Raw genomic sequence first — 19913 nt, forward strand, 5'->3', positions numbered from 1 at the left:
ATATTCTGATGCAAATTTACAAAATAATTATAATATTAATACATTTTCATTCTTCAGAAATGAGGCATAATAATCAGGAATCCCGCTTTCCCATATCTGACGGACTGTTTCATCAATCGGATATGGTAATTGTACAATTTCAGGGGTGATTTTTTCTTCGTCTAAAGTCAGCACCAAATAGGAAGCCAGTCTGTTTTCTTCTTTAGAACGTCCTACAGAGCCACAATTAACAGCCCAGGTATTATTTTCAAACTGTTTTTTAAATGATAAATGGGTATGTCCCATCACCACAATATCAGCTCGGGAATCTTTTAGCATATTCTCAAAAACCTCATCATTTTCTGATTCATAAAGATAAGTATCATTACTTTCAAGACTGGAATGAACCAATTGAATATTCCAATGCTTTTCCCCTACTTTATAATTTAATTTTAAATGAAAAGGCAGCTCTGATAAAAACGTTTTATTCTCTTCTGTAATATGTTTTTTAGAATGATCGATTGCTATGAATCTGGCATTCGTCTCTTCTTCCGAATGCTTGGACAAAGGAACAACAGGAATATCAAAAGCAATTCTTTCATCATGATTTCCCATCAGGCAGGGAATGTTCAGGTTTCTTATTTTTTCTATCACTTCATTTCCCCAGGGTGCAAAATCCACCAGATCTCCTAAGCATAACTTCTGCCTGATTCCTCTCTGCTCAATATCTTTCAACACTACTTCCAGGGCAGGAAGATTTCCATGCACATCACTAAAAACCGCTATCTGTATCATTGTCCTTCAATTTGTTAAACAAATTTACATGACAGAAAGGAATTTCAGTTCAGATATGATATGACATTTTACCATTAGTGCCGTCAATGGTCAATTTTTGCTGCGCAAAGTCAATGGTGAATTGGCATACTCATAAAAATTCACAAGTGAAGCGGATTGACTATTCACTACTGACTATTCACCATTCACTCTCGACCTTCAACTTAAACCAAAAATCCTGAACCAATCCAACTATAATTTTAATAATACTTTCCTATAATTTATATTATTTTTATTATACAAACATCCATCCTAACTTTGCAGAGTAAAATTTAAACAATCATAAAAAAATGAAAAAAGTACTAATCATCAACGGAGGACAGAATTTCGGACATTCCGGAGGAAAATATAATCAGACTATTGCAGAAAATACATTAGCAGCCCTTAAAGAATTTGATAATGTAGAAGTGAAGATCACCAATGTAAGTGAAAATTATGATAACCATGAAGAAGTGCAAAAGTTTGTCTGGGCAGATTACATTATTTACCATACTCCAATCTGGTGGTTTCAGCTTCCGAACGGATTAAAAAGATATATTGATGAAGTTTTCACAGCAGGTCATGCAAAAGGAATTTATATGAGTGATGGAAGAAAGGCTGAGAATCCTGAAATCAACTATGGTACGGGAGGAATGCTTGGTGGCAGAAAATATATGCTGACTACCAGCTGGAACGCTCCTGCAACAGCTTTTACACTTCCCGGAGAATTTTTCAGTGAAACAAGTGTAGATGATGGACCATTATTTGGTTTCCATAGAATGAATGCCTTTGTTTCGCTGGAGAAAATGGAAAGTTTCCACTTCCATGATGTGGAGAAAAATGCTAATATAGAGCGTGATATGAAGCTTTACAGAGAACATGTAAGAAATGTATTTGAAAAAGAATTAAAACCAGAATTAGTATCATGAAAAAAATATTGATAACAGGTATTACCGGCTATATAGGAGGTACTATCGCTAAAAAACTACTTGACAGAAATTATGAAGTAACCGGATTAGTTCGTAACGAAGCTCATGTACAGGAACTGGAATCGTTGGGCATCAAAACCATTATTGGGAATATCCACAATGAAGATTTAATAAAAACAGCCGTTGCCGGCGTTGATGCAGTAATCCATAATGCTGATTCTGCGGATGATGCTTATGCTGTGGATAATTTTATCAAAGCAATGGAAGGAAGCCATAAAACATTCATATTTACTTCCGGATCTGCTATTTTCGGAGGTAAAGAAAATGGTAAAAGAAGTGATTTTGTGTATACTGAAGATTTCCCTCTGACTCCAAGACTGGAAATGGCATCAAGGGTTCTCATTAACAATTATGTTCTTCAGTCCGTTCAAAAAGGGATAAGAAGTATCGTTATTGTTCCTACTATGGTTTATGGAGAAGGTCTTGGAATAAAAAAAGACAGTATCCAGATTCCGGCCTTGGTTAATTTTTCTCAGAAAAAAGGGCACGGTGTTTATTTTGGAGAAGGTGAAAATATCTGGTCCAACTTACATATTGAAGATTTGGCAGATCTTTATGTACTGGCCTTGGAGAAAGCGAAAGAAGGCTCTATCTATTATGCAGAAAATGGTGCTTCACCTTTAAAAAACATTGCCGGAGTTATCAGTAAAAAATACAATCTGGAACCAGCCCAATCTTTAAGTATACAGGATGCTGTTGACAATTTCGGTCCTGCAGGCGGCTACTTCGGCTTTGCATCCAACAGCAGATGTAATGCAGACAAAGCCAGAACAGAACTGGAATGGAAACCTATCTATAACTCAATTGAAAATTTTATTTAATATGAAAATTCATCTTACAGCAATTATAAAAGCCAAAGAAGAACATCAGCCAGAGGTATTGGAAGTTCTTCAGAATATGGTAAAAGAGACAAGAAAAGAAGAAGCATGTGAGCTTTACAGCCTCCATCAGGGAATTGAAGACAAAAACGAATTTGTTTTCTATGAAATCTGGAAAAGTAAAGAGGGACTGGACCAGCACAATCAACAGCCTTATATTCAGGCTTTCGGGGCTTTGGTAGATGAAAAGCTTCAGGAAAAACCACAGATTTATATTACCAATATCATTTAATAATGAAAAAATTAGCGTTTTTAATGCTGGCGATCTTCACGATAGGATTCGCTCAGGCACAAACTAAAAAATCAAAAAATATGAAAAAGAAAATCTTATTCGTCGTAACCAGCCACGATAAAAAAGGCAGTACTGGTGAAGATACAGGATATTATCTGGGTGAAGTTTCTCATCCATGGGAAGTTCTTCACAATGCAGGATATGAAATTGACTTTGTAAGTCCGAAAGGCGGAACTCCTCCGGTAGACGGATTCGATTTGAAAGATCCTGTAAACAAAGAATTCTGGGAAAACAAGGAGTACAAGAACAAAATTGACCATTCTATGACACCCTCTCAGGTAAACCCGAAAGAGTATTCAACCATCTTTTATGCAGGAGGACATGGAGCCATGTGGGATTTTGCAGACAATAAAGACCTGGCAGATATCGCTTCAAAAATCTACGAAAACGGAGGTATTGTGGCAGGAGTATGTCATGGTCCGGCAGGATTGGTAAATATCAAACTGAATAACGGGAAATATCTTGTAGACGGAAAAAAAATCAATGCTTTCACTAACGAAGAGGAAGCTGAAGTAAAATTAACAGATGTAGTTCCTTTCTTATTAGAAAACAAGCTGAAAGAAAGAGGAGCACAATTTGAAAAATCAGGGCTTTGGCAGAACCATGTAGTTGCAGATCAAAGAGTGATCACAGGACAGAATCCTCAATCTGCAAAGAGCGTTGGAGAAGCTATTTTAAAAGAATTAAATAAATAACAAATAATTTTACCACAAAAGTCACAAAAGTTTTAAATACTTAAGTAAATAAAGTTATAATACAGGCTGTTGATAAGAACACTTAAGTTTTTGAAAATCTCCGATTTTCACGAATACTACAATTGAAACATCGAGAATTCCCCTCCACTGGAGGGGTGGCGAAAATTCAAAGAATTTTTGACGGGGTGGTTTACATATAACAATTTTAAAACAAAATGGAATATAGAAAATTAGGAAATACAGATCTAGAATTATCAGCAATCACACACGGAGCTTTTGCTATCGGAGGAAATATGTGGGGAGGAAATGAAAAGCAGGACTCTATCAACTCTATACACGCATCATTGGATCATGGAGTAACTTCTATCGACACGGCACCTTTCTACGGTTTCGGATTGAGTGAAGAAATAATTGGTGAAGCAATCAAAGGAAAAGACCGTTCAAAAATTCAGCTTTTAACAAAATTCGGATTGGTCTGGGACGGAAGCAATAACGGAAAAGGAGAATTTTTCTTTGATGCTGAAGACGAAGGAAAAGTAATTCCCGTATATAAATTAGCTTCCAAAGAAAACATCATCAAAGAAGTTGAGGAAAGCTTACAAAGATTAGGGACAGATTATATTGACCTTTTACAGCTTCACTGGCCGGACAGCACCACTCCTATCGGTGAGACAATGGAAGCTATGGAATTATTAATCCAGCAGGGAAAAATCCGTACTGCAGGGGTAAGCAACTATAGTGTAGCTCAAATGAAAGAAGCTAACAGAACTTTAAAGCTTGCCAGCAACCAGGTTTCTTACAGTATGCTGAACCGTGCCATTGAAAACGACCTTGTTCCCTATTCTTTGGAAAACAATTCAGGAATTATCGTATACAGCCCAATGGAAAGAGGTCTTTTAACCGGTAAATATTTTAAAGAAACCCAATTAAAAGATAACGACCACAGAAACGGATATTTCTCGCAGTTTGATTTGAATAAAGTGAAAACTTTCTTAGAAAAAATTGAACCTATTGCGCAGGAAAAAGGTGCCAGCCTTTCTCAACTGGTATTAAGATGGACTACACTGCAGCCGGCAATTACAGTAGTACTGGCAGGAGCAAGAAACGCACAACAAGCTATCGAAAATGCAAAAGCTATGTCTATTGACCTTTCTCAGGAAGAATTGAACATCATCAATTCAGCTTTGAGCGAAATTTAATACAAAAGCTGGAAGATAGAAGTTATTGATGCCGGATAACCAATAGATTGGTTTACAATTTAACTTCAATTGTCATTCCGACGAAGGAGAAATCTCTTTGTCACATGCAGAAAAATGCAATAAAAGCCTACTGATTATCAATACACTAATAAAACTTCCCTCTTCCAGCTTCCAACTTCTTCCCTTTAACTCTCATACCTCATAAAAATGAAAAATAATCTGATTAAAATATTCGGGTTAGTAACCCTATTGACTCTTAACAGCATTACATTCAATGCTCAGACACTTGTCAATCCGGAAGATAAATCATGGTTTCCTTCTTCTTACGGAGCGCAGGACGAAATAGGAGCTGCTAATTTATTGACTCCTGAAGTTGTAAAACAGGCTCTGGGACTGGTAAAACAGGGTAAAACCTTAGCTCTTGCAGTTCCTATTGACAAAAAACTTCCGGCTTTCAGACACAGAAGCTTCAATTTATATAATATCCAGCCCGGAGAACAGGGTGGAAAAAGCATAGGTCCCAATAAATTTACATTCAATGATGAACTCGTAAACGGATGGACCGGAGTGGGAACCCAGCTGAACGGTATCGGACACATCGGTATTGACAATATTTACTACAACGGAAATAAAGCAACAGACTTTGTGACTGTGGAAGGCGTAAAAAAACTGGGAGTTGAAAAAGTTCCTCCTTTCGTAACCCGTGGTGTAGTCCTTGATATGACCGCTCATTATGGAAAATCAATAGTACCCGGAGGAACAGAATTTACGGTAGAAGATATCAAATCTGTTTTAAAGAAACAGGGCCTTACCCTGAGAAAAGGTGATATCATTCTTTTCAATACCGGATGGCTTGAATTGATTGGTAAAAACAATCAACAATTCTTAGAAACTGAACCGGGAATCGGAATGGATGCTGCAAAATGGCTTGCCGATCAGGGAATCGTAGCTTTTGGTGGTGACACCTGGGCTTCTGAAGTCTATCCTAATCCGAAAAGTAAAGAAGAATTTCCCATCAACCAGTTTATGCTGGCTAAAAAGGGAATTTATAATCTGGAACTGATCGACAGCCGACCTTTAGTGAAGCAAAAAGTCTGGGAATTTTTATTCGTATTGGGACAGCCTTTATACGTAGGCTCTACTCAGGTGAATGTGAATCCTGTGGCTATTTATTAATTTCTTTAAAAAACAGAGTAACAAAGTAATTCCGGTTAAAAAAATAAAGCTAACCTTAGAATTTATTTTTAGAATTAATACCACAGCCCTATTACATTGTTGCTTTGAATCTTACAGAAAACGGCCTTTCAAAATTGAAAGGCCGTTTTTATAAAAAGTAAACATCCGTAAATTATGCAGGCTTCATGAGCATCCATCTTCCTGCTTCATTACTTCATTATTTTGCAACCGGAAGATGCGTGCTTATTGCAATTCTGTTCCATGCATTGATGGTTACAATCGCCATAATAATCTGAGAAATCTGGCTGTCATCAAAGAATGATTTCGCCTTTTGGAACGTTTCTTCTGTTAATCCATTTTGGCTAATCAGTGTAATTTCCTCTGTCATCTTCAAAAGCACCTGCTCTTCTTCTGTGAAAAATTCTTTTGCCTCCGTCCATCCGTTTAGAATGAAGATTCTCTGAGGTGTTTCACCATATTTAATGGCATCTTTTGTGTGCATATCAAGGCAAAAAGCACATTTATTAATCTGTGAAGCCCTGATTTTAATTAATTCTTTTTGAATGTGAGTTAAAGAAGTTGTCTGTAAATATCCTTCTAATCCCATCATCGCTTTGTAAGCTGCTGAATCTACTGTTGCAATATTTAATCTTGCGCTCATTATATTATTTTTTTTTGGTTAATTGATCTATACTTAAAGAATATTGCTGCTGAACCGCCAATAAAAGAGCTGCGGCACTTCCTACCCATACAGAATAGTTGAGTGGAGCTTTAGGTCCTGAAGCAATGGTCATGGATATGGCAAAAACCAACAGCAGAATACTGCTTCCATACGCTGCAATTCTGGTTTTAAACCCTGCAATCAGCATCAATGGAAATAGGATCTCGAAGAAAGTAGCGGCATACGCTGAGAACGTACTCATTGTTTCCGGAAGAAAAAATGTCAGCTGTCTTGTATATTCTTTAAAACTCTCCATATTTCCCCATGATGAATTTTCTTTACTCCACCATCCAAATCGGTCTGCCACTGCAGAAAGCATGGTTACAGCAAGAGCAAGTCTTAAAAATAACTGCGGAAATCGATTTTTGGTATCTGTCATTGTATTGGCTTTTAATAACATGACAAATTTCCGGCTTTTGATCCGTAAAAATCTTAAACTGGTTTAAGATCGTAACTTTGCCCTGATTTCACTTAAATATTCTGGGGTAAATCCTAAAAAGGAAGCAATTAAATATTGCGGAATTCTCTGTATAAACCAAGGATACAACGTGCTGAAATGTACATAATATTCTTCTTTCGTCATCTCATAAATATAACGGATTCTTTTTTCAGCGGCAGCATAAGCCGTTTGGTAGACCATTCTGAAATAACGTTCCATAACGGGATGCTTTTCCAGTAAAAGTTCCTGAGACTGAAAATCAATAACTAAAATTTTAGAATTCTCTACAGACTGAATATTAAAGTCTGACTTCATCTGTTTTTCAAAAGCAAAAGTATCAGACATCCACCAGTTTTCTATAGCAAATTCTGTGGTTTGTTCTACCCCTTTTTCGTTCACAAAAAACTTTCTCAGGCATCCTTCCACAACGAAATATTTAAATTTACAAATATCACCTTCCAGCATCAGATTTTCTTTCTTTTTCACTTTTAAAACCTGAAAAAAAGAAATAATAGAAGCAAATTCCTCGTCGGTGATCGTAATGAATTTATCTAAATGTGCCTTGAAAGTTTCCATTGTAATATTTAGTAATCAAACTTAACTTTATTTTTTTAGTTTTACAATTCCAAAAAATAATAAATCATGGACATCGTTGCAAAAATTTTGATCGCCTTAGTCGCAATAGAACATATCTACATTCTGTGGATGGAAATGTTTGCCTGGGAAACAAAAGGAAAAGAAGTCTTTAAAGCTGCTTTACCTGCAGAAATGTTTAAACCTACCAAAGGACTCGCCGCCAATCAGGGGCTCTACAATGGTTTTCTGGCTGCCGGACTGATCTGGTCGTTTTTGATCAAAGATCCGCAATGGCAGACCAATGTGGCACTATTCTTTTTAGGATGTGTAGCGGTAGCTGGAATTTACGGAGCGATTTCTGCCACAAAAAAAATATTCTTTGTACAGGCACTACCCGCAATATTGGCAATTACTGCTGTTTTACTAAAGTAATTTTCATAGCTCATATTTGGAAAGATCACCTTCGAGATCTTTACCATATCAATACGCTCTTATCTTTAATGGTAAGAGAAAAATCACTCTACATATCACCTTCCATAACCAGACTTAAAACCAGCTTCTTACGTCCAAAAAAATCCATTTAATATAAAATTCGTAAATTTGCATCGTCATAAAAAATTGATATACAGGTTTTTTATGCTGATCTGCATTTTGATGAGATGTAGAAATTCAAGTTGTTCAGTACACATATCAGTAATTACCTCATCCGTAATTTAATTGTAGAATCTATGTAAGAGATTAACCTCTTTTTACATGCTACACTCTTTTTCTAGAGTATAATCTAATTGAAATATTTAAAAATAAACATAAGGCCCAATGGTCTGTATGCTCTTATTTTTTTGTTAAAAGCTTTTATCACTATAAGCTCTGCAAATTATTTTGCACTATCGTCATCAGCAGAACAACAAAGATTAAACGTATATAATGAATTGGTGTACAATTTTTTATATCATTTATTAATTCAAAAATTCTGAATATGGAAAAAAATGAAAACAGTAGAAAAGTAAAACTTAAAGTTGAAGATCTGACTATTATTTTTGGCAAAAACAAAGAAAAAGCACAGGAACTTTTAGACAAAGGCTTTTCCAAAAAAGAAATTCTTGAAAAAACAGGCTGCACCATAGGAATCAACAAAGCAAGTTTTGAAATCTATGAGGGAGAATTTTTTGTCATCATGGGATTGTCAGGAAGCGGAAAATCTACGCTGCTGCGCTGTCTTAACAGGCTGAATGAGCCTACCTCAGGAAAAGTATACATCAATGATGATGATATTACCAGCAAAAACAATAAAGAACTTCTGGAAGTAAGAAGAACGGAAATGAGTATGGTATTTCAAAAATTCGGATTACTTCCCCATCATACTATTTTAGACAATGCAGGTTTCGGCCTGGAAATCAGAGGAGAAGACAAAGCTTCCCGTGATGAAAAAGCACAGAAAGCCCTGGATATTGTAGGATTGAATGGTTTTGAAAACCAGTATCCTTCCCAACTTTCAGGAGGAATGCAGCAGAGAGTAGGTTTAGCAAGAGCATTGGCAAACGATCCTGAAGTTCTGCTTATGGATGAGGCTTTTTCTGCACTGGATCCTCTGATAAAATCTGAAATGCAGGATCAGATGCTTGAACTACAGAATACATTGCAAAAAACCATTGTTTTCATTACCCACGATCTGGACGAGGCTATTAAAATCGGAGACCGTATCGTCATTATGAAAGATGGAGTCATAGAACAGATAGGAACTGCAGAAGATATTTTAACCAATCCTGCCAGCGACTATGTAAAAGCTTTCGTAGAGAAAGTAGACCGTAAAACAATTATCACTGCCAGATCTCTGATGTTTGATAAAGCTACCGTAGTACGTTTCAGAAAAGACGGTCCGGAAGGGGCATTAAGAAAAATGAGAGCCACCGGATTAGAAAACTTACCTGTAGTAGATTTTCAAAATAAATTTCTGGGCTTTGTAACCCTTAACGATGTTGTCCGAATTGCCAAAAGAAAAGAACCTACAGTGGAATCAATTATCAACAGCAATGTTCCTTCAGTCTATCCTGAAGTCACTGTAGAAGAAATGCTGCCGTTAATTTCCGGAAGTAAATCAGCCATCGCAGTAATTGATGAAGACAATAAATTTTTAGGTCTTGTCACTCAGTTATCTCTTGTCATAGAAGCGACCAAGTTTAACGAAGAAGAAATCATTGAATTAAAAGAAATCGCAAACAATCAATAAGATGAATAAAACTATAGATATAGGTCAATATGTAGAAACTGCTATCAATTGGCTCACAGAAAATGGAAAACCTGTATTTGATGTCATAAAACACGTTGGAAATGCCTCTATTATGGGGATTGAATGGGTTTTAACAAACACACCCTTTTATGTAATCATTCTCTTCTTTACACTGCTGGCACTATGGAAAGCAGGAAAAGGTATTGCTGTAGTAACCGCAGCCGGACTAAGTTTAATATTTTTAATGGGATTATGGAAAGAAACCATGGAAACACTGGCACTTATATTTGTTTCCACCATTACAGCTCTTATCCTTTCTATCCCTCTGGGAATTTTGGCAGCTAAAAATGCAATAGCAGCAAAGGTTATCCGTCCATTACTGGATTTAATGCAGACAATGCCGGCATTTGTGTATCTGATTCCTGCTGTACTGTTTTTCAGCATTGGTAAGGTTCCAGGAGCTTTTGCAACCATTATTTTTGCGATGCCGCCTGCCGTAAGATTAACAACACTGGGAATTGAAGCTGTTCCGAAAGACATTGTGGAAGCCGCCAGAGCTTTTGGAGCCACCAACCGACAGATACTGTTTAAAGTAGAGCTTCCTTTAGCCATGAAAACAATTTTAACCGGGATCAATCAAACCATACTTTTATCCTTATCCATGGTGGTTATCGCAGGAATGATTGCCGCAGGAGGCTTAGGAGAAAAAGTATTGGAAGGAATTAATAATCTGGATATCGGATTAGGATTTGAAAGTGGATTATCCGTTGTGATTTTAGCCATTATCCTCGACCGTATTACCCAGGGATTTGTAAAGAAAAAACAATAAGATGAAACAATTAAAATATCTGTTTTTTCCCGTTTTAATGTTGGTATTTGCTGCATTATATTCGTGTGAAAATATAAAAAACTCCAAATACGTTACCATAGGAATGGTAGATGGCTGGGCGGAAGATGTTGCCATGACGCAAGTTACTAAAGCTATTTTAGATCAGCAGGGCTATCATGTCATTATTCAAAAAGCTTCAACGGATATGATTCTGGCTTCTATGAATAATGAAGATACAGACCTTTTCATGGGGGTCTGGCTTCCTTACACTCACGCTAAAAAACTTGCTAAATTCCCGGGATTAACTCATCTTGGCACCAATTACAACAACGGCCGTATAGGATTGGTCGTTCCGGAATATGTTCCTGTTAACTCTATTGAAGAACTCAATCAGCATAAGGAGGAATTCAGTCACAGAATCATTGGAATTGAAAAAGGAGCTGGACTAACAACCGGAACAGATAAAGCAATTATCGATTATAAACTGGATTATCAGCAGATCAACTCCTCTACCATTGCCATGATCACCGAATTACAAAATGCCATACAACGTAAACAATGGATTGTGGTAACAGGATGGCAGCCCCACTGGATGTTTGGTAAAATGAAGCTTAAGTTTCTTGATGATCCCAAAAAGATATTCGGTGAAGCAGAACAGATTAAGACTTACTCCAGGAAAAGCTTTGGAAAAGACCATCCTCAACTCGCCAAATTCTTTTCCAGACTCCATTTTGATGATGAAAATATGTCTGATCTTCTAATGAAAATGGAACAGAGTAAAAATAAAGAAGCCACCGCCAAAGAATGGGTGAAAGACCACTCTGAGCTGGTACAGTCATGGCTAGATAAAAATTAATAAACAATTTGGTATTATTTAAAATCCTCAATCCTATACGGGTCTGAGGATTTTTTATTGAGATTTATAGTTCAGAAGAATTCATAGATTCTTTGATATTTTCCCGATGAAGCAATATGTGTTAGTAATCGCAAAGGCGCAAAGAAATTTAATAATATTCTGCTTTAAGGTGCAAGAAAAATCAAAGATTTTCAGCAAGGAATAACCTATAAAGTATTAGGAATATACAATTTTATCGCAGATAAAATCCTTGCGCCTTAAGGCATGTTTAAAGGAAAATCATTGCGTCTTTGCGTTTTCCAATAACTCATAACTACCCCATTGATTCCTTGATCTTTTCTCTATGAAGTATTCCCCAGTTTACCAATGTTTCCGTCACCGGAAAAACAGACTTTCCATATTCGGTCACAGCATACGTTACAGTGATAGGTTTCGTATCCTGAATCGTTCTTGTGACCAGAAGGTTCGTTTCCAGTTCTTTTAATTCCTTGCTCAGCATTTTCGCAGAGATTCCTTCAATACTGCGTTCCAGCTTTTTAAAATGAATCATCTGATCCGGTCTGTTGGTAAGATACCGTAAGATCATAAGTTTCCATTTTCCTCCCAATACATCCAGACTGTCCCGCATCGCGAACAATTCTTCGGTACAGCTTGCTTCTCTTTCGATGCCGTTTTTAGTAATTTTTGCCATAATAGTTTCGTCAAGGTAACTAGTTACCATTAGTTAACTAGTAGCAAATATAAACTATTCCCTCTTTACATTTGTGTATCAAATCAGTAATATGAAATCGCATGATTTCTCAAATACAAATACTTACCTATGAAAGCAGTTATTTTGAATAAAAACGGAAATCTGGAAGATGGTTTTACCGAACAGCCTCAACCCAAGGACCATGAAGTTTTAATCCAGATTAAAGCCAGTGGTTTCAATCCTATTGATTACCAGATGCTGGAAAATGAGCTTGAACGAAAACTGATCAGTTCTCCTATATTAGGAAGAGAATTATCCGGAATCATTGTCAGCAAAGGTCCCGAGGTTACGCAATTCAATATCGGTGATGAAGTCTATTGTGGCAGCGGCTCTATGGGAAGCAACGGCACTTATGCAGAATATATTGCCGTTCCTGAAGCTATTGTTTCTTTTAAACCAAAAAATATCTCGTTTGAGCAGGCGGCTTCCATTCCTTCTGCAGGACTTACCTCTCTGCAAATCTTTAACCGCCTGAAATTAAACCCGGAGAATACACTCCTTATCACTGGCGCAGCCGGAGGCGTTGGTTCATTTTTAATCAAACTTTTATTAGCCCATAATATCCCACAGGTCATCGCAACTGTTGGTAGTGAAGAAAACAGGCAGATGCTTCTCAATTTAGGATTAAAAAGCCATCAGATCGTTAATTACAGAGATAAAAATCTTATTGAGAACATTTTAAAAGCCAATAACGATCAGCCCTTTGAGTTTGGAATTGATCTCGTTGGAAACTACATGTCTGAAGTGACGGCAGAAGTTTTAAAAATTAACGGAACTTATGTGGATGTGACCGCCTTAGTCACTAAAGATGCTCATGAAACATTGTTCAACAAAGGAACTTTGATTATGAATATCTCCAATTATACTTATGGAATGATTAAAAAATATGAATATTATAAAAACAGTTTACTTGAAATAAAAAAGCTCATTGAGAACGAAACAATTCTTCCGCCACAACATAAAGTAATTGGTAATCTTTCTCTGGATACTGTTCTGCAGGCACACTCTATTTTAAAAAATAATCAGACCCAAGGTCATAAACTCATCATGAAACATTAATCTATGAACACAATACCAAGACGAATCGTAACAGGAATTAAAAACGGGAAATCTATTATTATAGAAGACCAGCAGGTAGAAAACGCAGTAGAACATTTTCCGGGATTGATCATTTCTGATGTATGGAATACCCGGAAAACACCGGCAAGCCTGGACTTTGAAAACAGAATTCCGAATACCGGATTTCCACAAACTCCCAAAAACGGTACTTACTTTCGATATGTAGTGATTCCTCCTGATAAAGATTTAGGGGTTGAATGGAAAAAGAATGAACCTCATCCGATGATGCACCAAACTCCCACATTGGATTATATCATTATCCTTTCCGGTGAACTCTACCTCATCATGGAAGAAGGTGAAACGCTTTTGAAACCGGGAGACATCGTCATTCAAAGAAGCACCAATCACGCGTGGAGCAACCGTTCTGATGAACCGTGTATTCAGCTCGCTGTGTTGATAGATGCGGAAGGGGAGAATTAAAAGATTTAATTATTTAAAAATTTAAAGATTGGGATAGTTCTCACGAATTTTAAAAGTTCAACAAGCTTAAAAATCTGTATAATCTGTGAGAAATAAACAGAAAATCTTTAAAGTTGGACAAACGCAAAGGCACAAAGAAAATAAATAATAACTGTTTTTAAGCGCAAGAAAATCAAAGATTTTCAACAAGGAATGATCTATAAAGTATTAGGAATATACAATTTATCGCAGATAAAATCCTTGCGCCTTAAAACATAAGAGAAGAAAAAAACTTTGCGCCTTTGCGTTTTCCAACAAGAATCCCCCAATTTACAAAGCAGAAATCTCCAACAGCTTCTGCTTCATTTTTTCAGGTGTCATCTGTCCTTCCTGATAATATACCAGATTCTGATGCTTATCCAGAAACACCCATAAAGGATAAACAGGCTGATTTTTATTCTTAGACAAAGCCAGCGCCAACTCATGAATTCCGGAGTTTCCATTCTGCAGATACTCAAACTCCTGATTCTGAAAATGAATTTTCTCCTTCGTCTTTTCTGCCTCGAAATTGACAAAATAAAAATGATCATTGATCATATTAACCAGTTCTTTATCTTTATTTAAACGATAAGATTCAATTTTACAGACGGCACACCAATCCGTATAAAGGTGAATGACAACCGGCTTTGGATTTTCCTTCTGCTGAATCTCAAGATCAGAAAAAGTGCCTGTCTTCATCTGAGACAGATAAAAACAGGGCACTAACATTAAAAATAAAATTATTTTTTTCATTTTAAAGTATATTTTACTCCCAGAAAACCTCTGATACGCTGCATGGGAGCATAGCCGTATGCCGTGTCAAAAGTATAATGATTAGGATTGTTGATAGGATCATCAACATGTTTATCAAATGGATCAAAAGGTCTCATCAAAGGATCTTTAGGAGTAAAGTTGAATAAATTTTTAATTCCGCAGTATACTTCAAATCCTGATTTGAAACTCTTTGATACCTGAATATTGGCCAAAGAATAGAATGGTGAATATTCAGGGCGATAATCATTCTGCAGAACAGGAAGCCTCATCGGTCCGTAAAACTGTCCTGTAAAATCTATGGTCAGGTTACTTGGGAACTTATATGTCAGATTATATGTTCCACTCCACTTTGGAGCATGCAGCTGTTGTGTTTTTTGATTTTCATTATCAAATTTCTGGTACACATCAAGATAAGTTGCTCCAAGATTGACACTTAGCGGAAACTGAAATGCAAAATCCACATTCAAAGAAGCTCCTCTTGAAATTCCGTATCCGTGAAGATTATCATAAATAATTTTATTAGGATCAGAATCAAAATCACCCACGATTTTATTGCTGAAATAAGTATAGAATGCAGAAGCATCAAGATTTACCATTCGGTTTCCTACAGGAATTTTCCATATATAATTCAGGTTTCCGTTCACCGATCTTTCCGGTTTAAGATCAGATTTTACCACCACTTCGCGGGAACCCGTCAATGCTGCATGATCTTCAGTAAATAAATTCACTACTCTGAAGCCCGTTCCAAAATTGAAACGCAGGGTATGATACGGATTGGGTGAAAACTTCCATGCTAATCTCGGTGAATGTACGGAATGATGCACTTTATCATAATCATATCGGTATCCCAGCAACAAGGTATTTTTATCATTAATTTCCCATTGATCCTGGACAAAAGCTCCCCAGATCGGAGATTTCATCGGCGCATTGGTGATTCCGTCTGAGGCTAATGTTCCCGGGGTATTGTCATCATAAAAAGTTCTTTTAAAAGTAAGTCCGGCCGTGATATCATGCTTTCCGAAGCTTCTGTCCCAATACGTCTGCACAAAAGCTACTTTTTGTGTGGCATTGAAAGGATTTGATCCGTAAAATGAGTTCTGGTCATGATAGTTGTAGGAAAACTGAGTTACAATATGCTCTTTCATAGGCCATTCATACAAACCGAAAATTTCCGCTCTATTGGTATAAATACTTTCTCCATATACCTGATCACTGCCACGGTAAGATTTATTCCATTGCATTTCTCCCCCGAAACGGTCTTCATACAGATATCTCATCGCAAAACTTGCCTGTCTGTTTTCCTTTCTTTTAAAATTCCATTTGTTGAAAACCGAAATCCTGCTCTGTAGAGTAGCGTCTGTGAAATTATCTTTATTCTGGTCTATTCTTTCCTGAAAACTGAAATAATTCAAACTTAATAATGAAGCGGCATTCTTTCCTACATTGAACTTAGTTGAAATATCCAGATTATTCTCACTCCAGGTACTCGTCATCATATCTACACTTAACTTAGGAGCGGTCAAAGCATTTTTAGTAATAATATTAATTACTCCTCCCATCGCTTCTGAACCGTAAATGGATGATGCAGGACCTTTTACCACCTCTATTCTATCCACCAGACTATTCGGGATTCCACTCAGGCCATATACCGTAGAAAGTGAGCTTACAATAGGCATCCCGTCAATCAGAATCATTGTGTAAGGTCCTTCCAGTCCGTTGATATGGATATCTCCTGTATTACACACAGAACAATTCAGCTGAGGTTTTACTCCATTTACCATAGCAATGGCTTCAAAAATACTGGGAGTCGGATTTTTCTGAAAGAACTTCTGGCTGTAGATTTCTACTGCCACAGGACTTTTTGATCTGCTCATCGGTTTTATGGTTCCGGTAACCACTACATCTTCGATGTTACTTGTTTTGATTTCCCTCTTCATAACTTTTGCAGAATCCAGATTTTTATTGGGCTGCAAACTTAAGCTGTCTGTCTCCTGCGCAAAACAATAGGTTGATAAAAAAGTGATAGAAAATAATATTCGCTTCATGAAATTATAATTGTTAGACAAATCTAACAATTATTTTTCAAATACAAAACTCTTGAAGAAAAATATAGGTTGAGACAATTCATGAAAAATGATTAAATTTGAGAAACTACATAAGAAAGTAAAATGAGATATCATCTAGCGGGAAATATCCCACCAAAAAGACATACGATCTTTAAGTCACCGGAAGATAAATTTTACTATGAACAGCTCTTTGGTACAGAAGGCTTCCATGGTATTTCTTCTCTGTTATATCATATCCACCGTCCTACACAGATCAAATCTATCGGTGAGCCGAAAGATGTCACTCCAAAAATTGCCGTGGAAAAAAACATCGCTCCGAGAATGTTTAAGGGAATGAATGTCACTCCTGAAGACGATTTTATGGACAGCCGAAAAATCCTTTTAATGAACAATGATCTGAAGATGGGATTGGCTAAGCCGAGAAAATCGATGGATTATTTCTACAAAAATGCGGAATGTGATGAACTTTTATACGTTCATCAGGGAACCGGAATTTTAAAAACTTTTGTGGGAGATCTTGAATTCGTTACCGGAGATTATCTTATTATTCCGAGAGGAACGATCTATCAGGTAGAGCTGAAGTCTGATGATACTGTATTTTTTGTATTGGAGAGCCACTCTCCTATTTATACTCCGAAAAGATACAGAAATGAATTCGGACAGCTTTTGGAACATTCCCCATTCTGCGAAAGAGATATGATTGCTCCTGCTTTCAAAGAACCTATTGACGAGAAAGGAGAATTCCTGATTAAAGTAAAAAAAGAAAACCAGATTACAGATTTCATCTACGCAACACATCCGTTTGATGTAGTAGGCTGGGACGGATATTTTTATCCTTATAAATTCAATATTAAAAACTTTGAGCCTATTACCGGAAGAATTCACCAACCGCCACCGGTTCACCAGAATTTTGAGGGACACAATTTCGTAGTGTGTTCATTCTGTGCAAGAATGTATGATTACCATCCACAGGCTATTCCGGCACCTTACAATCATTCCAATATTGATTCTGATGAGGTATTGTTCTATACAGAAGGTGACTTTATGAGCCGTAATCATATTGATCTGATGGACTTTACCCTTCACCCGGGAGGAATTGTACACGGACCTCACCCAGGTGCGATGGAAAGAAGTATCGGTAAAAAATTCACAGAGGAATATGCGGTAATGGTAGATCCGTTCCGTCCTTTAAAAATTACCGAAGAAGCTTTAAAAGTAGAAGATCCTTCATATAAAACTTCATGGTTAGAATAAAACAAAAGTAATACTTCCTTAATTTAAAAAAGTATTACTGAATACATACAAAAGACGCTTTAAATCCTTTATTTAAAGCGTCTTTTTTCGTAAATTTGTGAGGTATGGTTAACATATTAGCCATCATTATTTTTCATGACGCATCCTAAGTAATGGTGGTTTAAAACAAAATCAATATTACATGTTAGAAAGAATCAGATTAGAAAGTCTACACCAAAAAGTAACCACGGCAGAAAATGCTGTAAAAATTATTAAAGACGGCATGACCATTGGGTCCAGCGGCTTTACAAAAGCAGGTGACAGCAAAGCAATTTTGCCTGCACTGGCAGAACGAGGAAAAACAGAAGACTTTAAAGTCACTTTGATGACCGGAGCTTCACTAGGCCACGGTACTGACGGAAAACTGGCAGAAGCCAATGTGCTAAAGAAAAGAATGCCTTTCCAGGTAGATCCTGTCTTAAGAAACAAAATAAACAACGGTGAAATTCTCTTCATCGATCAGCATTTGAGCGAAAGTGCTGAACTTCTTCACACCAAAAATCTTCAGAGCATAGATGTAGCCATTATTGAAGCGGCTTATATAGAAAGAGACGGAAGTATTGTTCCTACAACTTCTGTAGGTAATTCCGTGACTTTTGCTGCTTTGGCTAAAAAAGTCATCATTGAAATCAATACGGAAGTTCCGGAAGAAGTTTATGGAATTCATGACATCTACCAGGCAGAAGATTATCCTTACAGAAATGTTATTCCTATTGTCGCTCCATGGAACAAAATCGGGAGAAAAAGTATTCCTGTTGATCCTGAAAAAATTGAAGCCATTGTGTTTACCAATCGTAAAGACAGTCCGGCAGATATTGCGGAGCCGGATGAAAAGACAACAGCTATCGCCAAACATCTTCTTGCTTTTTTTGAAAATGAAGTTCTTTTGGGACGCCTTACAGACAGATTACTTCCTCTTCAGGCAGGTATCGGTAAAGTAGCGAATGCCGTTCTTACAGGATTCAAAGACAGTAATTTTTATGACCTGACCATGTTTTCCGAAGTGCTTCAGGACAGTACATTTGATCTGATAGATTCCGGGAAATTGAGTTTTGCTTCAGCATCATCCATTACTGTTTCTCAGGAATGCTATGAAAGAGTGTTAGGAAACCTGTCAAAATATAAAGACAAATTCGTTTTAAGACCTCAGAATATTTCCAATACTCCCGGACTGATCAGAAGATTGGGAGTAATTGCTATCAACACTGCTATTGAGTTTGATATCTATGGAAACGTAAACTCTACCCATATCGGAGGAGCAAAAATCATGAATGGAATCGGAGGTTCCGGAGACTTTGCAAGAAATGCCTATTTAAGTATTTTCGTGACTCAGGCTGCTTCAAAAGGCAATAATATTTCTCACGTTCTTCCGATGGTCTCTCATACGGATCATACAGAACATGATGTAGATATTCTGGTAACAGATGTGGGATTAGCTGACTTAAGAGGATTAGCACCGAGAGAAAGAGCACAGAAAATCATAGACAATTGTGTTCATCCGGAATATAAAGAAGAACTGCAATCCTATTTCGACAGAGCATGTGAAAGAGGCGGACACACCCCTCATTTGTTGGAAGAATCATTCAGTTGGCATCTGCGATTCTCTGAAACCGGAAGTATGAAACAGAAAACAGCTGTTGAAACTGCCAATTAAGATTTTAAACAAAATAATAAATGATATAAAAGGACTGAATGCCAATGCATTTGGTCCTTTATCTTTTAAATTGTATCTGGTTTATTTATATGACAAAAGTCTGTGCAATATCCTTAAACTATTTATATGAATATAAAATTATAAAGGTT

21 protein-coding genes are annotated in these 19913 nt (G+C 36.8%); 14 read left to right on the top strand and 7 right to left on the bottom strand.

Annotated features, from left to right (window positions below):
* Positions 1-27 precede the first annotated feature (27 nt).
* Complete coding sequence (locus ACTJIP_RS21310) at positions 28-774, bottom strand: metallophosphoesterase family protein (protein WP_180565253.1); 747 nt, start codon at positions 772-774, stop codon at positions 28-30.
* 329 nt (positions 775-1103) lie between these two features.
* On the opposite strand from ACTJIP_RS21310, the gene ACTJIP_RS21315 reads away from it, so the two are divergent.
* The 6 genes from ACTJIP_RS21315 to ACTJIP_RS21340 all read left to right on the top strand — a co-directional run bounded on the left by ACTJIP_RS21315 (position 1104) and on the right by ACTJIP_RS21340 (position 6021).
* Complete coding sequence (locus ACTJIP_RS21315) at positions 1104-1721, top strand: NAD(P)H-dependent oxidoreductase (RefSeq protein ID WP_077414129.1); 618 nt, start codon at positions 1104-1106, stop codon at positions 1719-1721.
* Positions 1718-2602: an NAD-dependent epimerase/dehydratase family protein gene (locus ACTJIP_RS21320; RefSeq protein ID WP_440705066.1), complete on the top strand. Its 885-nt coding sequence runs from the start codon at positions 1718-1720 to the stop codon at positions 2600-2602. Before ACTJIP_RS21315 ends, ACTJIP_RS21320 begins: the two co-directional genes overlap by 4 nt.
* Position 2603: 1 nt before the next feature.
* Positions 2604-2891 carry a putative quinol monooxygenase gene (locus ACTJIP_RS21325; RefSeq protein ID WP_047382718.1) on the top strand — a complete coding sequence of 96 codons (288 nt, stop codon included), beginning with the start codon at positions 2604-2606 and terminating at the stop codon, positions 2889-2891.
* Positions 2892-2893: 2 nt separating this feature from the next.
* Positions 2894-3646 (top strand): type 1 glutamine amidotransferase domain-containing protein, encoded by a 753-nt coding sequence (locus ACTJIP_RS21330; protein ID WP_228408646.1) that lies wholly within the window; start codon positions 2894-2896, stop codon positions 3644-3646.
* Positions 3647-3861: 215 nt separating this feature from the next.
* A complete protein-coding gene (locus tag ACTJIP_RS21335; RefSeq protein WP_440705067.1) occupies positions 3862-4845 on the top strand; it encodes an aldo/keto reductase in 984 nt (327 codons plus the stop codon).
* 207 nt (positions 4846-5052) lie between these two features.
* Complete coding sequence (locus ACTJIP_RS21340) at positions 5053-6021, top strand: cyclase family protein (RefSeq protein ID WP_219072281.1); 969 nt, start codon at positions 5053-5055, stop codon at positions 6019-6021.
* A gap of 217 nt (positions 6022-6238) precedes the next feature.
* Here the strand turns inward: ACTJIP_RS21340 and ACTJIP_RS21345 are convergent, their stop codons facing one another.
* From ACTJIP_RS21345 to ACTJIP_RS21355, 3 genes are all read right to left on the bottom strand, one after another.
* Positions 6239-6682, bottom strand: coding sequence for a carboxymuconolactone decarboxylase family protein (locus tag ACTJIP_RS21345; protein WP_077414119.1), 444 nt, complete (start codon positions 6680-6682; stop codon positions 6239-6241).
* Between the two features lie 4 nt (positions 6683-6686).
* On the bottom strand, positions 6687-7121 hold the full coding sequence (locus ACTJIP_RS21350; RefSeq protein ID WP_232539064.1) for a DoxX family protein: 435 nt from the start codon (positions 7119-7121) through the stop codon (positions 6687-6689).
* A 63-nt stretch (positions 7122-7184) separates the two neighbouring features.
* Positions 7185-7757 carry a Crp/Fnr family transcriptional regulator gene (locus ACTJIP_RS21355; RefSeq protein ID WP_077414115.1) on the bottom strand — a complete coding sequence of 191 codons (573 nt, stop codon included), beginning with the start codon at positions 7755-7757 and terminating at the stop codon, positions 7185-7187.
* Between the two features lie 66 nt (positions 7758-7823).
* Between ACTJIP_RS21355 and ACTJIP_RS21360 the strand changes: the two genes are divergently transcribed.
* From ACTJIP_RS21360 to ACTJIP_RS21375, 4 genes are all read left to right on the top strand, one after another.
* Complete coding sequence (locus ACTJIP_RS21360) at positions 7824-8189, top strand: DUF1304 domain-containing protein (RefSeq protein WP_077414113.1); 366 nt, start codon at positions 7824-7826, stop codon at positions 8187-8189.
* Between the two features lie 544 nt (positions 8190-8733).
* Positions 8734-9984 (top strand): quaternary amine ABC transporter ATP-binding protein, encoded by a 1251-nt coding sequence (locus tag ACTJIP_RS21365; protein ID WP_440705068.1) that lies wholly within the window; start codon positions 8734-8736, stop codon positions 9982-9984.
* Between the two features lies 1 nt (position 9985).
* Positions 9986-10813: an ABC transporter permease gene (locus ACTJIP_RS21370; RefSeq protein WP_077414110.1), complete on the top strand. Its 828-nt coding sequence runs from the start codon at positions 9986-9988 to the stop codon at positions 10811-10813.
* 1 nt (position 10814) lies between these two features.
* Entirely contained in the window at positions 10815-11669 is an 855-nt protein-coding gene (locus tag ACTJIP_RS21375) for a glycine betaine ABC transporter substrate-binding protein (protein WP_440705069.1), read from the top strand.
* A 313-nt stretch (positions 11670-11982) separates the two neighbouring features.
* Here the strand turns inward: ACTJIP_RS21375 and ACTJIP_RS21380 are convergent, their stop codons facing one another.
* Positions 11983-12360, bottom strand: a complete 378-nt coding sequence (locus ACTJIP_RS21380) for a winged helix-turn-helix transcriptional regulator (protein ID WP_077414262.1) — start codon at positions 12358-12360, stop codon at positions 11983-11985.
* A 129-nt stretch (positions 12361-12489) separates the two neighbouring features.
* Between ACTJIP_RS21380 and ACTJIP_RS21385 the strand changes: the two genes are divergently transcribed.
* Entirely contained in the window at positions 12490-13479 is a 990-nt protein-coding gene (locus tag ACTJIP_RS21385; RefSeq protein ID WP_077414106.1) for an NADP-dependent oxidoreductase, read from the top strand.
* Between the two features lie 3 nt (positions 13480-13482).
* A complete protein-coding gene (locus ACTJIP_RS21390; RefSeq protein WP_077414104.1) occupies positions 13483-13959 on the top strand; it encodes a cupin domain-containing protein in 477 nt (158 codons plus the stop codon).
* A gap of 309 nt (positions 13960-14268) precedes the next feature.
* Here the strand turns inward: ACTJIP_RS21390 and ACTJIP_RS21395 are convergent, their stop codons facing one another.
* Both ACTJIP_RS21395 and ACTJIP_RS21400 read right to left on the bottom strand, forming a co-directional pair.
* Positions 14269-14730 carry a thioredoxin family protein gene (locus tag ACTJIP_RS21395; protein WP_440705070.1) on the bottom strand — a complete coding sequence of 154 codons (462 nt, stop codon included), beginning with the start codon at positions 14728-14730 and terminating at the stop codon, positions 14269-14271.
* Positions 14727-16796, bottom strand: coding sequence for a TonB-dependent receptor plug domain-containing protein (locus ACTJIP_RS21400; RefSeq protein ID WP_440705071.1), 2070 nt, complete (start codon positions 16794-16796; stop codon positions 14727-14729). The genes ACTJIP_RS21395 and ACTJIP_RS21400 overlap by 4 nt, the downstream gene beginning before the upstream one ends.
* Positions 16797-16919: 123 nt before the next feature.
* Between ACTJIP_RS21400 and ACTJIP_RS21405 the strand changes: the two genes are divergently transcribed.
* Entirely contained in the window at positions 16920-18071 is a 1152-nt protein-coding gene (locus ACTJIP_RS21405) for a homogentisate 1,2-dioxygenase (RefSeq protein WP_077414097.1), read from the top strand.
* A 181-nt stretch (positions 18072-18252) separates the two neighbouring features.
* Complete coding sequence (locus ACTJIP_RS21410; protein WP_440705072.1) at positions 18253-19764, top strand: succinate CoA transferase; 1512 nt, start codon at positions 18253-18255, stop codon at positions 19762-19764.
* Positions 19765-19913: the final 149 nt, after the last annotated feature.

The sequence above is a fragment of the Chryseobacterium sp. 22543 genome (assembly GCF_052044565.1).
Classification (GTDB): Bacteria; Bacteroidota; Bacteroidia; order Flavobacteriales; family Weeksellaceae; genus Chryseobacterium.